The sequence below is a fragment of the Thermodesulfovibrionia bacterium genome (genome assembly GCA_030646035.1).
GTDB lineage: Bacteria > Nitrospirota > Thermodesulfovibrionia > UBA6902 > UBA6902 > JACQZG01.
On sequence record JAUSMY010000030.1, the window covers coordinates 88,340 to 103,028 of the forward strand.

Genomic DNA, 14,689 nt, shown 5'->3' on the forward strand with positions numbered 1-14,689 from the left:
GTGATAAAGGTCATGGGCAGACCTTCTCAACAATAACATTATTAAGAAACTCAAGGCAGCAGTCTCCGTTTGTATCAAGCGCTATCGCCTGATTATAGGTCAAACGCACCACCATGCTTGTGGCGCAGGTGGCGTTTGAAGTCTGCCATTGCTCCAGCACTTCTCCACGCATAAGAGTCTTTATATGAGCGGTTATCTCATCGTTCAATGGAACATTGTCACATGCTCCTGATATAGGATCTCCCGGCTCACTGCCAGCCCTTATAAGATAATCTTTATGAGTGCCCGGGGCAACATTCCACGCCCTGTATTGAGGACAGATATTCAATCCGGATATCTGGCTTATTGTAAAAGCAAATGACCTCATGTCAGTATTGTCGGCATTATCTCTCGCGTATACGGGCAGGCTGAAAGAACCGCTGGTTGCCGGAGTTCCTGATATCTCAAGGCTGGTGCACTGCTGCCATGTCCCGGTCTCTGTCGCTGTTGCGGCATCCCATCCGCAGGATGCTGAGAAAACAAGGGCGCCGTTACAGCTATAACTTAAGCCGTCAGGCAGGCTTGCGGTCACGCACCATCTGTAATCATCCGCAGCATCAGCGTCACCCCCGTCAGCCCACGGCACACCGCCTGTGGCAAAGATATCAGTATCATATGCCTGAGATATAAGCCCTGATGGAAGCGGGTTTTCAAGTATCCTCAACAGGCTTCCCTCACATCCTGCCCTGAGCCTTAGTTCAGGAAGCACTACCCACTTGAAGATATCATCATATGACTGGGGCCTGTTCATAACGGGAGTATAATCATCTATCCCGGGTAATCCCTCGTTATATACCTTTATAGGGCTGACGGCAGTATTAGTCTGAATATTAAGATTCGGCCCTGCGCTAAGGATAAGAAATGCTGAATTATCCGCATTATCTATGGGAGTTGCGCATGAGGGATCTCCGCATACATCCACTTCTGTATCTGACGCGTTTGCCACACAGATACTATCTGCAATTACAAGATTCGGGTCAGGGATATAAACAAGGTTATTCCCCCATGTATCAGTTGCTTTTACTGCGACATCAATGAACTCAGCAGCAGTCGGCAGGCGGTGATTTATATCTGCAAAACCTATGACCGCCTCAGCGGCATCTGCGATCGTCTTCTCTGTCTCTTTATGTTTCATCCTGTTTGTCAAAGGTATCAGCATCACAACACCTATCGCAATGAGCATGCCCACTACAACAAGGACAATGGCCATCTCCACTATGTTGAAGCCTCTCTTGTCTTTCAAATACATAAAACACCTATAAAAAAAGAGATCGCATATTTATCTGAAATATCTTTAAATCTCAAAATCAGCCGCCTGACAGATCAAGGACAGGTCTTGTCAGACTGGTCATGGTTGACACAGCAATCAGCGTTATTATCTGCAAAGATCGCCTGATTATAATTTATTGAAGCATCAGAACCGCCGCAGCCGCCGCCGGTATGCCGCACAATTACTTCACCATTCTGTAGCAGCCCGCCGGTAGCAACAGTTGTTATCTCACCGCCGGTTGCGATATCATAACAGCCGCCGCCATTCACAAAATACCTTGAGGCTGATTCCTGATTCCAGACCCTGTAGTCAGTGCAGATATGCAGCCCGACCACCTGGCTTATGCTCATTCCAAATGTCCTCTGCGCAGTATTGTCAGCATTATCCCTTACAAATACAGGAAGGCTGAACGCCCCGTCCTCTGTAGGCGCTCCTGATATCTCAAGGTGGGTACATTGTTGCCATGTACCTGTCTCTGTCGCTGTTGCAGCATCCCAGGCGCAGGATGCAGATACAGCGAGGGTGCCGTTGCATACATAGCTCAAGCCTATGGGAAGAGTGCCTGTAACGCACCATCTGTAATCATCTGCAGTATCAGTATCACCGGGTGTTGCCACTGAATCATCCCATGCTACCCCGCCGCTGGCAAAAATATTTGTTATGTAATCTGAAAGCACGAACCCTGAAGGTATCTCAATCGTCAGGATATTAAGCAGGCTTCCCAGGCAACCCGTCTTAACCCTCAGCTCAGGTAAAACCACCCTCTCTACAATATCATCATAAGCCTCAGGCCTGTTAAGCACTGCCGCATAGTCATCTATACCGGGCAGGCCCATGTTATAAACTTTAACTGGGCTTACTCCTGTATTGGTCTGGACATTCTGATTTGCCCCGCCGCTCAAGACAAGAAACGCGACATCCCCTGTAGTGTCAACAGGTGTGGCGCATCCCGAACTTGCGCATGTCTTCAGGGATATGCCTGTCGTATTTCTCGCGCAGACACTATCGGCAACTTCCAGATTTATATCATGAAGATATATAAGGTCTTTACCCCATACATCCTTGGAATTTCTCACGACTCCTGGGAATTCTAAATCAGAAGGCAGGCGGTTATTCGTCTCGGCAAAACCTATGACAGCCGCTACAGCCGCATCTACCGCCTCTCTTGTCGCAGCCCGCTTTGTCCTTTCAACCAGCGGAATCAGCATCTTCATTCCCATAGCGATGAGGATGCCGACAATAACGATGGCTATTGATAATTCAACCAGGCTGAAACCTTTATTCCTCTTCATATAACTCATTAATATTTAATCCTCTTAAATAAAGGATACAACATAAAATCCGGTGTTGCAAATACATTAGCGGGCAGAAATAATATCGCTGATTTTATATCGTTTTCCAGTGTGATTACAGGGAAATATGATGAGAAATCAGGCAATCAGAGGACGTTATGGGGGATATGGCTCTAAGCCCAAATTTCCGACTAAATATTCCCAACAGTAGGTGCTTTTAGGCACGGGGATGATATTATGCTCTCTTTCAATGCGAGAAGATATCTTTCATTCGGATAAAGATACAGTCCTTCCCCTGTTACACTCAGCGCCTTATCAAAATAAAAGAGCGGCATCTCTTTGTCACGGCATCCAATAAGATAGAAGAGCAGGCCCTCTGTATAAAATGACTTCATCACAGGCCTCCTCAACTTCTCAGCCTCATTCCATATGAGGAACTTATCTATAACGTCTTTGTTCATCTCAGTATCAGATGCAGCTGCTATCGCCTTCTTATACATGTAATCAGGCAGAGCAATGTTCCTAAGATATATATTCTTCATCGCAGGCTTTATGTGCTCCTCAGATATGACGCCCTTTTCTTCATTGAACTTGATATTGAAGGCAACAAGGTTCACGTAGTCCTCAAATGTCCTGAATGTATATGCTGTTGTTCCGAGATAGAGTCCTCCCGCAAATAACATGACAGCCGCGGCTGCGCCCTTGCCTAACTTCAACTCCCTCTCCTTTACCTCATTGGATGTGACCATGTATAAAAGGATCAAAAACAGGAGGTAATGCGCAGTTGATAACTTAAGCGGATACTCAACCATCATATGCACAATTAACGGAATTAACAGGGCGGCATATATCCCTGCCCGGCTCAAGCCTGTCTTGCTGAGTATTCTCCAGATGCCGAAGAGCGCAATAGCAATGGCAAGTATCCCAAATAGCCCGCACTCAGCTAATATATAAAAAAACTCGTTGTGCGGATGAGATATATCATCATGAATAAGCGCCTTGTACTCAGGATTATCCTTTGCAACTTCTGCCTGATGATACATATAGAGGCTGCTGAAATTTGAAAACCCCTGCCCGAACAACGGCCTCTGCTTAAACATCTCATATGAAGTCCTGTACATCAGAAGCCGCTCTGCATATGACCTTTGACTCGTATCTGAAATCCACCTTGCGCCTTCCTCAGCCTCACTCTTTAGACTATTGGACGGCCCGATCAAAAGATAGAACCCTCCTCCGATCCCAAGTGCAAAAGCCAGAAACCATATTGCAAGATGTTTTCTTATGGAAGAGTATCTTCTCCAATTGGTTGTTAGCAGAGTAATAATAGCTATAGATGCGCCGAGAAGCCCTGCCCGCGAGCTTGCGAGAATAAGGCCCGCAGACATGAATCCTGCGGCAGAGAAGAAGAGCGCCTTCTTTGAATTCTTATATCCGCTGAACCTTTCAGTTGTTATGAAATACAGGCTTATCGCGATCCCTGTTGCTGTCCATGAGGCAAAGAGGTTCTTCTGCCCGAACGCACCTCCGACAGGCGGGATGTATGCTGTAAGCGCGTAAGGCTGAATAATTACCAGCGCTGATTCGATAAGCGCGGAGACAAGTATTATCAATAATATCCCTTGCTTCTCTTTCTCCCCAAGCCTGAACTGATGCAGGCTGAGCCATATGATAAAAGCTGCTATAAGGCGCAGTACATTTATCACAAAGATGTCGGTATTCTTTATCGGATTAAATACAGCGGTTGATAAGATCAGTACAAGATAGATGAGAAAATACTTGAGATATGACGGTGTGATGAACGCCTTATCCTTTATGGCCCTGAAGACCGCAAAAAGAATGATCGTCAGTATCACAACCCAGATAAGATACTCCTGCGGGGTTGCCGTTATACCGCCTATCCCCGGGATTGGGATATGCATTAAAAATATGTAGATGATTGATAATAAAAAAACCAGGTAACGGTTTGAGTGAGGGGTTGTCTGTAACATTAAATATCCCTGAATTCCGTCATCAGGCAGCGGCAGTAATTGGTGAATAAGAATTAACTGATGTCATTTCATCTTACCCTTATCCATCATTCTCTGTATCATCACTTTAGCATCTTCAAGAAGAAACTCTTTTTTTGTAGCTTTCAGATCAGCTCTGCCCGGATAAAGACTCAGTCCTTCCTCAAGAAGCCTGTATGCCTCATCTTTTCTGCGGAGGTCAAAGAGCGCCCTTGCCTCCCTTACATACAGCACAGAATGCGGGTATACCTTCCGCTCTTCTCTGGAGAACTCTACAAACTCCTCAAGCAGCGCTCTGTCGCCCCTCATAAGCCCGGCCCTCAGCTTTGCATCCATCAGAAGCCTGACGCCTATCTGCCTGAGATAGATATTATTGAGAGACGGCATTAATAACTCGGTCCTTATGATATTTTCCTTTAAAAGATGATCCTGATATTTTTTCATAGCTATCTGAGCATTCAGGGTTGTTATTGAGAGGTAGGTTATGACAACAAAGAATGTAGCAGAAGCAGCCAGCGCGCCTGTCTTTAACAAGCTCACGGGTTTCATCCTGACCTCTTTTATGAAATATGAAGACGGCAGATATAGCAGGAAAAGGAAAAGAGCCCAATGCGGCATGGACTGGTAAAGTGAATAACTTACCTGAGTATCAAATGCTATCGGAAATAAAAATGCCGCATATACTCCGCCCCGCTCTCTTCCAAGCTTTACAAGGCATACGATAAATCCAATTCCAACAATCAGCAGCCCGGCCCCGCCCATGAGGCCTGACTCAGCAGTCCTGTATAAAAATTCGTTATGCGGATGTGACATAAAGACCGCTTCATATGGATATTCCGGATGTTCTTTGGCAAGCCTGCTTCGGTAATGCATGAACTTACTGCCGAAGCTGCCTGGCCCGTGTCCTTCTAAAGGCTTATCCTTTATCATGCTGATAGCCGTAAGGTACATCGGCACCCTTGAGTCCGTGACCTCATCGCTTGCCACGCTCTCCATCGTCATCCCGATCTTCTGCCCCACAGAGCTGAGCGCAGAATCCCTTTTGTAGTAATACTTCTCAACCGCCACACTGCCGGATATCCCCACGCATATCATCAAAAGCCATATGGCAGGGTAAAGAGCCTTCTCTCTGTAACGCCCATACCTCGCCCATAAAAGGATAAGCGCTCCGGCTCCTGTCTCTATCACCCCTGCCCTTGAGCCTGTGAGGAAAATAACAAAGCACATGAGCAGCACAGTAAGATAAAAAATAGCCTTGAGCCATTTGCTAAACCCCTTGAATATTCCCCCGGTTAAAAGATAAAGCGATATAACAACAGATGTCGCAAGATAAGAGGCGAGAAGGTTCTGGTGCTGGAAATTGCCGAATACCTTTTTTGACGCAGGGATGACGATCAAAAAGATTCCTGTGTCAGGGTTAAAATACTGAAACAAACTTATCAGCGCCTCTATCATGCCGGAGATGAATATCACATATAAGAACCTCTCCCTCTCCTCATCCGTAAGCTCAAACTGATGCAGGGACATAAAAAATATTATCCCGCCAATGAGCCCAACTGTCTCAAATATAAATACATGGCTGGATATTATATGGTTGAACAAAGCGGCAGGAAGCAGTAATAAGAGGAAGATAAGTATATATAAGGAAGTGTGCGGAAGCGATATCTTCCATTCATTGAATATTTGTATCACTGAAAGAAGCACAATCCCTGACAGCGTTATCCAGACAAAATATGCCACAGGCAGGACAAGCGAGCCGCCGAAGTTCTTGATGGCTATATGTGAAACCACAAGAAATAAAAGCCCGAGTATCCATAAATAAATATTCTTTATCATATTAAAGCCCGCTCTTTAGCGCCAATTCTTTCTTTGCATTTAATAATGCCTCATTATCAGGATAAAGGCTCAGTCCCTCATCAAGGAGTTTGAATGCCTCATGCCTTTTTTCGAGCGCGAACAAGGCCCTCGCCTCTCCTTCATAAAGCATAAAGTGCGGGAAGCTGGTTCTCTCCTCCTCAGCCCAACCGACAAACTCATTCAGGAATTTCTTATTATCCTTATTGAGCGCCATCCCAAGCCCGAAGTCCATCAGCATCCTCTGGGCGGACTGGCCGAGATACAGATTATTCAGCGCAGGTTCAGCAAGCTTCATGCGGCTCACCCCTTCTGAGGTCAAAAGCCGGTAATACTCGGTCAGTTTGATATTGGCGCTCAGCGTCCTTACCAGAAAGAGGTTTGTAAGTATAAAGACGCATACAGATGCGGTTAGCAGCGCAATACGCAGCCGGTGTTCAATCTTGAAATTAATTTCACGTACAAAGTGAGAAGATACAAGAAAGCATAAAAAGAGAAAGAGCACCCAATGAACAGCAGATTGATAGAACGGAAACTCAACCTGAGAGTGAAAAGTTAGCGGCAATAAAAGAGAAGCGTACAAGCCGCCCCTCTCCCTGCCAAGCCTGAATATATATATCAAAAATGCCGCGGATAGAATTATCAGTCCGAGGCCTCCTGCCAGGCCTGATTCTATGAGAACAAAGAGTGTTTCGCTGTGCGGATAATATGTAAATGTATTCAGGCTTGGGCGGCTGTCCATCTTTTCAGCAAGCTGCCGCCTGAAAAATACATATTTGCTCTTGAAACCGCCCGGCCCGTGCCCTATAATCGGCCTGTCTTTTATCATCTCAAGAGAGGCCCTGTACATCAGCATTCTCGGGTCGCCCCCTTTTTCTTTCATGAAACTCTCTGACGCGGTTTGAAGTTTCTCTGCGGCTGAGAATACCCCGCGCTCTTTTTGAAAAAGATATCTCTCAGAAGAAAGATTAAGGCCCAGACCTGCTGTCACTGCGAGCGCCCATATTAAAAGATAGAGAGGTGCCGCCTTGAAGAGCCTGTACCTCGTTATAAAGAGTGTTGCGCACCCGAGCAGTGACCCTATCAGCCCTGCCCTGGACCCTGTAATAAAGAGGACAAAAGATATGACTGCAACTGCAATGAAAAAGCCTGCTTTAGCCCATCTGCCTGCTCCGCGGAACAAAGGCCCTGTCAGAGCATAGAGAGATATAACAATTGAAGTGGCCAGAAAAGAGGCAAGCACATTCTGGTGCTGGAAATTGCCAAAGATAACACCTGATGCTGAAAATGCCAGCATCGGTATCCTTGCTTCTGGAGCGAGATACTGGGCCAATCCGATGCATGCCTCGATGAATCCCGACACAAATATCACATAAAGAAGTTTCTCCTTCTGCTCATCAGAGAATTTAAACTGATGCAAAGAGATAAAGAATATCAGGCCGGCTGCCAGTCCCATGTTCTTAAAGATAAAAGAGTGGCTGTCAGTTATCGGATTGAATATTATCGGCAAAATAAGGAGAGCTGCGAAGAGCAGGATATAGGCCGTTATTTTAGGAGCTGCAATAATACAGCCGTCCTGAAAAAAGGCCTGCATCAAAGAGAGAAGCACAACAGCTGAGACCGCCATCCATACAAAATAAGCGACCGGATTAACAACAGAACCGCCGAGGTTCCTGATATTGACATGCATGACGATCAGGAAGAGAAAATATAATATCAGGAGGCAGAGATTTTTAAAGGTGTCTTTATTCATGCCGGTAACAGACTTTAACTATTTTGAACGGCCCTTAAAATAGTATACGAGCGCCACGCTTTTGTTTGATGCCCACTCAACTACATCGCCAAACTCCAGATGGGTGACGACCCTGTTATCTCCTGAGCCATTGACAGTGATGGAAGACAGGGCCTTTACCTCACCGGCTTTGCCGTCTGCTTCGCCGTCTATCACCGTATCAAATGACTGAACATACTTCAGCTCATTGCTGGCAAAGGTTTTTGTACAGGCATTATCAGCGCATATAACAAGTATGTTTCTAGGCCTGCCGGTATTGCCGGTATTGCCGTCATTGCCGTAATAGACCCAGAACCTGAGACTGCCGACCGCCATCGGGTTTGACGGAGGGTTGTTGATGAAATCCGCCTGCTGTATCAATACAGTTCCCGGTGACGGGGATTCTTCATCTCCTATTATAAGATTCGAATTCGTATCACCCGGAAGCAGGCCTTTAATATTGTAGTAATCTTTTGCGCTCTCTCTCCATTTAAGAATGCCCTTCTCAAACTTCTTAAGCTTGGCATCTTCTATCATCTCACATCCCTTTAGCAGGGAAAATGAGAGGATAACTGTGATCGCAATGACTATCGCAAGCTCGACCAGCCCGAATCCCTTTTGGTCTTTCATCTTTTGTCCTTTTAAAAATATCAAAAAAATAGGGGCGATCCATCGCCCCTATTAAAATAGCATATATTAAACTAATGTATTAATTAAATCACACCCTTGTCTACATAAAAGACCAACGCCTTTGTCACGCCTGTAGCCCAGGCGCTGCCGGGGTCAGTAACAGCTATGACGGTCCTGTCATTACTGTCCCCGCCAAGAGGATCCAGTATAGGTGGAACAGATGCAGCCCTTGCAAAACCTTTAGTTCCGTCTATCGTGCCGTCAGTAACCGTATCAATAAACTCAACATACTTCAAGTTCCCTGCGCCATGGTCGTCCTCAAATGGAACTGTACAATCATTGTTTGCACAGATGACCATCACATTTCTCTTTGGTTCAGAGCCATTATATCCCCAGTAGATCCAGAACTGCAGGCTGCCGGTCTTAACCGGGTTCTCCTTTGGAGGGTTTATGAGATTCGCGCCCTGTATGACTGTTGACCCTGGTACGCGCAATGCGGTTGCCTCATCACCTATAATGCCGTTTCTGTCTTGATCACCGGGGAATATGCCCTTTCTGTCCATGAAATACCAGGCTGATGTCTTCCAGTGCCTCACTTCAGTCTCAAACTTCTTCATTCGGGAGGACTCCACTATGTCCTGACCCTTTAGCACGATGCTTATAATTATGCCGATAATTATAAGGACTATGGCAAGCTCTATAAGTGTGAAGCCTTTTTCTTCTTTCAGTATCTTCATAATATTGACAGATCCAAGTGTATCTATTGAATAATTATAGATTATACATTAGAAATAAAATAAATCAAGCTATTTCTATAAATATAAATAGGGAGGGCGGTTTATCGCCCTCCCTATCATTTAGACTTCATGCAAACTTCTTAAACTGATCAATTACCTCTGTCAAAGAAATAGACTAAACCGTGAGAGGCAGCACCGCAAACTGTGAAGTTGGCTCCGCCATTTACATCTGTTACCATATATTCGTCACCGCCTGTGGCAGCCGGAACAGTAGTAATAGTATCAGCACAGACCACGCTTCCATTTGCGCCGTTAGATACACCGTCAATGACAGTGTCAAACGACTCAACATATTTAATGAGATCGGCAGTAAGTGCGTCTGTAGTACAGTCAGCACTCCCGCAGATCGCCATGACGTTCTTTGGAGCAGTTAGATCTCCGTCATTGCCGAACTGTACATAGAAATTCAAACTGCCGATCGTGACAGGGTTTGCATCAGGCTCATTTATGAAACCTGCATCCCTTATGTAATCAGCTGCTGAATTTTCTGTTCCGATGTCGCCGATAATACCGTTACCATCAGTATCGCCGGGGAATGTGCCTTTTCTGTCAACATACGTCCATACAGCGGTCTCCCACTCTCTCATTGAGTTGTCAAACCTCTTGATACGCGCTGATTCGATAAGATCCTGTCCCTTTAATACGGCGCCGATGATGATGCCGATGATAACAAGGACGATCGCAAGTTCGATCAGTGTGAAGCCTTTTTGCTCTCTCATCTTCTGAAATGTTTTCATGTTCTTTGCTCCTCCTTTTTGATTTTCCATGCCCTTTATGGTTTCATGGTTGTTAAAGTTTGTAAGTCAAATTATAACCGGTAAGCCTCTCAATCCCTCCTTTGTAGAAATTTTAAATCCTCACCTGACTTAACTTTAAAACAAGTACGCTGACCTGTCAACTGACTAAGATTTCTACATGTCTAACTCTAAAACAGAATAAGCTCTCCATCTCTCCCGCGAGCCTATAACGCATAATATATCTCTACTATCGTTTCGGGATCCAGGCTGTAATCAGCACTGCCTCGGACACTGCCTGAATTATAAATACCGTCATCAAACTTGTTATCTATTACTTCAGCAACCTCGCTTCTTAAGTTTGTAACACCTATATAATTTCTGACCCCGCTTATGCCGAAATCAGTTGCAGCGATTCCGTCATCCGCACTATTCCATAGCCAGATGATTCCGCCAAGCGTATGAGTAGGCAGAGCAGACGCACCTGTAGCAAGCGGATCACCCTGCACCATAAGCGCCGCCCTTAATTCCTGCCACGCCTCGTTGCACTCAGTTCCATCAGCAGGGCCTGTGTTACATAATGTTCCGCCGATCAGAGCGTTCCCAGCATTTACAGTATCAGTGAGCGTAACAAGAGTGGACCATCTTCCGCTTGCAAACTTGTCATCTCCCGGATAAGCGCTATAGAGGTCATAGTAAGTATTATAGGCAGAAACGATAGTCTCGACATCTCCTATGACCCTCTTGATCCTCGCATTCTCAAGCACAGCCTTTCCCTTGACAAGCGCAGCGATAAGCAGGCCTATTATCACCAGGACTATTGAAAGCTCAACCAGTGAAAATCCCTGTTTTTTATTCAGTTTCAGTATGGTTAACATTTTATTTTCCTTATGGTTAAGATAACGCCGAAGTACATTAGTTATATAATGTATGATCCAATCCGTCAACTGTCTAAGAATTAAACAAATAACTTATGCAAATAAAACAATGGGTTATTGGTATGGAGAGATCACTTGCCGGAATCTTCAAAATAATAAACAGCTCCTACGAATGATTCTCCTTTCCAGTCTGCTGATGTCATCTCCTCCCTGACATCTGTCACTGCGGCTCCCTCAGACACAAGGGTAACACCTGCGGCTCCCTTTAAATTTCCCTCTGAAGCGATAGCATCTCCATCCATTATCTTGTCTATTTTTTCCATCATTGCAGCCTCGTCCTTGTTAAGTGTCCTATCACATTTTGCAGAAGGGCATATGACAAATACATTCTTCTTCCTGTTTTTAATGGTGTTGAATCCTATAGTTATATAAAATGTGGAATCTCCTTCCTCGATCTTCTTCATGGATTCAGAGATAACTTTGGACCCTATAAGCTCCATTACAGGTGAGTCAGGATTGCCTTCATCAGCGATAATGCCGTTGCCGTTTTTATCACCGGCAAGTTTATCGCGCTTAAAATAATAGGCAAGCTCGGCTGACTCCCATTTCCTGCACCATTGCACAACATTCTTTGCATGCATATCAGCCAGGAACTTGCCGCCGGCACAGAAAGCAAAGATGGCAAGACATACCACTGTAATCGAAATAACAAGAAATATTATGCTAAACCCTGATTCTTTCCTGTTCCTGCTACATATCATTTGAGATAACCTTAATGGTGGAATAGCTGAGAATACTCCGAGTTTATATAAAACAATAGGGTTAAGAAGATGATATACGATGTATCGGCTCAGGTCAACTGTCTAAATTATTTACATGTGAATGGAAAAGATCATGCTGGCCGACAGGGAGCTTTATAATAAAACATACGCCTGACGGCGAGTTTTGAACATCCACGGTGCCGTGCTGTGAGACTATAAACTCTTTTGTCTGATAAAGCCCTACCCCTATGCCGCCTTTCTTGGTCGTAAAGAAAGGTTCAAATATCCTTGCGGCAACCTCTTCCGGCATAGGAATGCCGTTATCACATATTGTAAGGACATAGTTCTCATCAACAATGCCGCCTTGTATGCTTATCTCAAGCTGGTCTGCCTCAAAAGATTTGTCATGCGCGTTCCTAAGGATATTCTCAATAGCGACCATTACTGCCGCCCTGTCGGCATATATCCTGTCATTACCGTCAAACCTTGTAATGAAGATATGTTTTTTATGAAAGAGCTTGAGGATCTCATCAATTACCTCTTTCAATGAAAATATAGTAGGGTTGTTTCCCTCTCTCAATATCCCGATGGTATTCAGTATCTTCTCAGCCCTTTTTACCAGATGGGGCACGGTGTGGCGGAAATCATTCAGAAACTCCTCAGCCTCCGAGGGCTGCACCCTTGATATGTTCTTCTCAAGCATATTCAGCGTATGGCATATGTTCTTCAGGTCGTGTATGAGAAAGAGCTTAAGCCTCTCGGCTATCTCCAGCTTCTCCCTGAAGACTTTGCTGCGGGTCAGGTGCATGTCATATGTCATCCGGAATATAAGTTCAGCAATAAGCCTGAGATTCATCCTGTCGTCTTCATCAAAGATCACTTTGCTGTAAAAAACTAACTGGATCTTTGCGTCGCTTGTCTCATCAGCAAACCTGAGAGGAAAGCTCCCCTGACCATTCTCGCCTATCTTTTCTTCAATATTATTGTCTCCAGCTGAAAACGTGAATGTTATACAGGAAAATGGATAGCTCTCAAAGAAGTAATTCATCACCTCTCTAATAAAAAAGTTCATGCTTTCATTGCTCTTCTGGTGCAGGGAGAATATTCTGGTAAGTATCTCAGGGAGATTATATCTGCTGACATATAAGTGGCGTAAGAGAAAGAACTTGACCTTAAGCCTTGCCTCCCGGCTGAAAAATAGCGCGCCTGAAATTATAATGAATGCAGATACCAGGAATATCCTGACATAAAACAGGAATGCATCCTGCGGGGAGTAGCGGTCAAGATAAACAAGGATAACGCCGTAGATAATAAGGCTGATGAGAAGCAGGGCCTTCCATAACATATCCGCGGATGCCCTGACCCTGAAGATAAAAAGTTCCCCTTTTAAAAGCACCCCGTAACCGGCGGCTATAACAAGAAGCGAAGACAAAGGAGAGATATAAGAATAGTTCCAGAGAAAGAACGGGTTCATAGACAATGCAAGGGCGATGACCTTGATATACAGCACATGAAGAAAGACCTTGTCATACACCAGCAGATTCTTTCTCTGGCGGACCAGACTGAGGTTGATCAGAGAGAAAAACGCAATTCCGACTCCCGCAGTAATGGCAATAGAGTGATATATCTCAGGCAGCATAAAGACAGATACGAGAATAGAAGATAAAGCCAAATGCCCGAAAGACGCATATTTGATAACAGAATTTATCCCTTCGCGGACTGATGAGTAACTGGAGCGCCTCGTATCCGGAGAGAGCAAAGAATCCTTTACCAAAAAAGACCTGTTTTTTGATGTGACCCTCATAATTGAGAGTATAAAGAGGAAGAGAAAGAGCAGCGCAAGATATGCAAAGATATAATACAGATTGATCATGAAGTAATAGATAACAATAAGAAGAGCGATATCAGCGGTGAAAAAAATTATTGCAGCCCTGTTCTTCCTGTAAGTCCGTGTTATGATCAGCGAAATCAGGCCGACTGCGCAGGCGATCGTAAACAGGATGAGGAGTTTCATTAATCCTTGGTTCTCAGATTATACTTATTGATATAGTAATAGACGGATGTCCTTCTGAGGCCGAGAAGCTTGGCGGTCTTTGATACATTGTTTCCCGTATTCTCCAGGGCTTCTTGGATGATATGCTTCTTCATGTCCTCTTTAAGGGTCTCGAAGCCCTCATTGAGGCTCTGCGGGTTTATCTTGATCGACTTTTCTTCAGCCGGTATATCAGTCTGTATATCAGCAAAAAACTCGGCTCTTTTCAGAGAGTCCACAAGCTTGCCCTCTCCAACCGGTTTCATGAGATAATCGAACGCACCCTGGGATATCGCCTTTACCGCAACATTCCTCTCCTTCTGGCCTGTCAGAACAACTATCTTCATTCCGGGCTTCTCAGCAAGCATATCATTCAAAAGTTTGAGGCCTACCTCAGGAGTATTCTCATATGGGGGAAGCCCAAGGTCCAGCAGGACTATATCAATATTATTATCCCGGAAAAAGGCGAGGGCATCTTCAGCAGTATGCGCAAGTACAGACACATATTTTTTCGGCAAAAACCATTTGAGCTGTGTAGCAAGAGCAACATCATCATCAACAATTAAGATCTTTACAGACATAATAATAACCTCTGGCAAATGAAATGAAATAAAGTTTCATAATT

Annotated in this window: 12 protein-coding genes; all 12 read right to left on the bottom strand. The window is 44.8% G+C overall.

The window, feature by feature from the left end; all coding sequences use genetic code 11:
* Positions 1-10 precede the first annotated feature (10 nt).
* Positions 11-1,282 (bottom strand): prepilin-type N-terminal cleavage/methylation domain-containing protein, encoded by a 1,272-nt coding sequence (locus Q7U10_04110; GenBank protein ID MDO8281795.1) that lies wholly within the window; start codon positions 1,280-1,282, stop codon positions 11-13.
* Positions 1,283-1,362: 80 nt separating this feature from the next.
* Positions 1,363-2,601: a prepilin-type N-terminal cleavage/methylation domain-containing protein gene (locus tag Q7U10_04115; GenBank protein MDO8281796.1), complete on the bottom strand. Its 1,239-nt coding sequence runs from the start codon at positions 2,599-2,601 to the stop codon at positions 1,363-1,365.
* A gap of 191 nt (positions 2,602-2,792) precedes the next feature.
* Positions 2,793-4,520: a Wzy polymerase domain-containing protein gene (locus tag Q7U10_04120; protein MDO8281797.1), complete on the bottom strand. Its 1,728-nt coding sequence runs from the start codon at positions 4,518-4,520 to the stop codon at positions 2,793-2,795.
* A 132-nt stretch (positions 4,521-4,652) separates the two neighbouring features.
* Positions 4,653-6,443: a pilin glycosylation ligase domain-containing protein gene (locus tag Q7U10_04125; GenBank protein ID MDO8281798.1), complete on the bottom strand. Its 1,791-nt coding sequence runs from the start codon at positions 6,441-6,443 to the stop codon at positions 4,653-4,655.
* Between the two features lies 1 nt (position 6,444).
* Complete coding sequence (locus Q7U10_04130; protein MDO8281799.1) at positions 6,445-8,214, bottom strand: Wzy polymerase domain-containing protein; 1,770 nt, start codon at positions 8,212-8,214, stop codon at positions 6,445-6,447.
* 18 nt (positions 8,215-8,232) lie between these two features.
* Entirely contained in the window at positions 8,233-8,862 is a 630-nt protein-coding gene (locus Q7U10_04135) for a prepilin-type N-terminal cleavage/methylation domain-containing protein (GenBank protein MDO8281800.1), read from the bottom strand.
* An 83-nt stretch (positions 8,863-8,945) separates the two neighbouring features.
* Entirely contained in the window at positions 8,946-9,599 is a 654-nt protein-coding gene (locus Q7U10_04140; protein MDO8281801.1) for a prepilin-type N-terminal cleavage/methylation domain-containing protein, read from the bottom strand.
* 149 nt (positions 9,600-9,748) lie between these two features.
* Positions 9,749-10,378 carry a prepilin-type N-terminal cleavage/methylation domain-containing protein gene (locus Q7U10_04145; GenBank protein MDO8281802.1) on the bottom strand — a complete coding sequence of 210 codons (630 nt, stop codon included), beginning with the start codon at positions 10,376-10,378 and terminating at the stop codon, positions 9,749-9,751.
* A gap of 242 nt (positions 10,379-10,620) precedes the next feature.
* Positions 10,621-11,271 carry a prepilin-type N-terminal cleavage/methylation domain-containing protein gene (locus Q7U10_04150; protein MDO8281803.1) on the bottom strand — a complete coding sequence of 217 codons (651 nt, stop codon included), beginning with the start codon at positions 11,269-11,271 and terminating at the stop codon, positions 10,621-10,623.
* Between the two features lie 131 nt (positions 11,272-11,402).
* Positions 11,403-12,032 (bottom strand): hypothetical protein, encoded by a 630-nt coding sequence (locus Q7U10_04155; protein ID MDO8281804.1) that lies wholly within the window; start codon positions 12,030-12,032, stop codon positions 11,403-11,405.
* A gap of 94 nt (positions 12,033-12,126) precedes the next feature.
* Positions 12,127-14,046: an ATP-binding protein gene (locus Q7U10_04160; GenBank protein MDO8281805.1), complete on the bottom strand. Its 1,920-nt coding sequence runs from the start codon at positions 14,044-14,046 to the stop codon at positions 12,127-12,129.
* Positions 14,046-14,645, bottom strand: coding sequence for a response regulator (locus Q7U10_04165; protein MDO8281806.1), 600 nt, complete (start codon positions 14,643-14,645; stop codon positions 14,046-14,048). The genes Q7U10_04160 and Q7U10_04165 overlap by 1 nt, the downstream gene beginning before the upstream one ends.
* Positions 14,646-14,689: the final 44 nt, after the last annotated feature.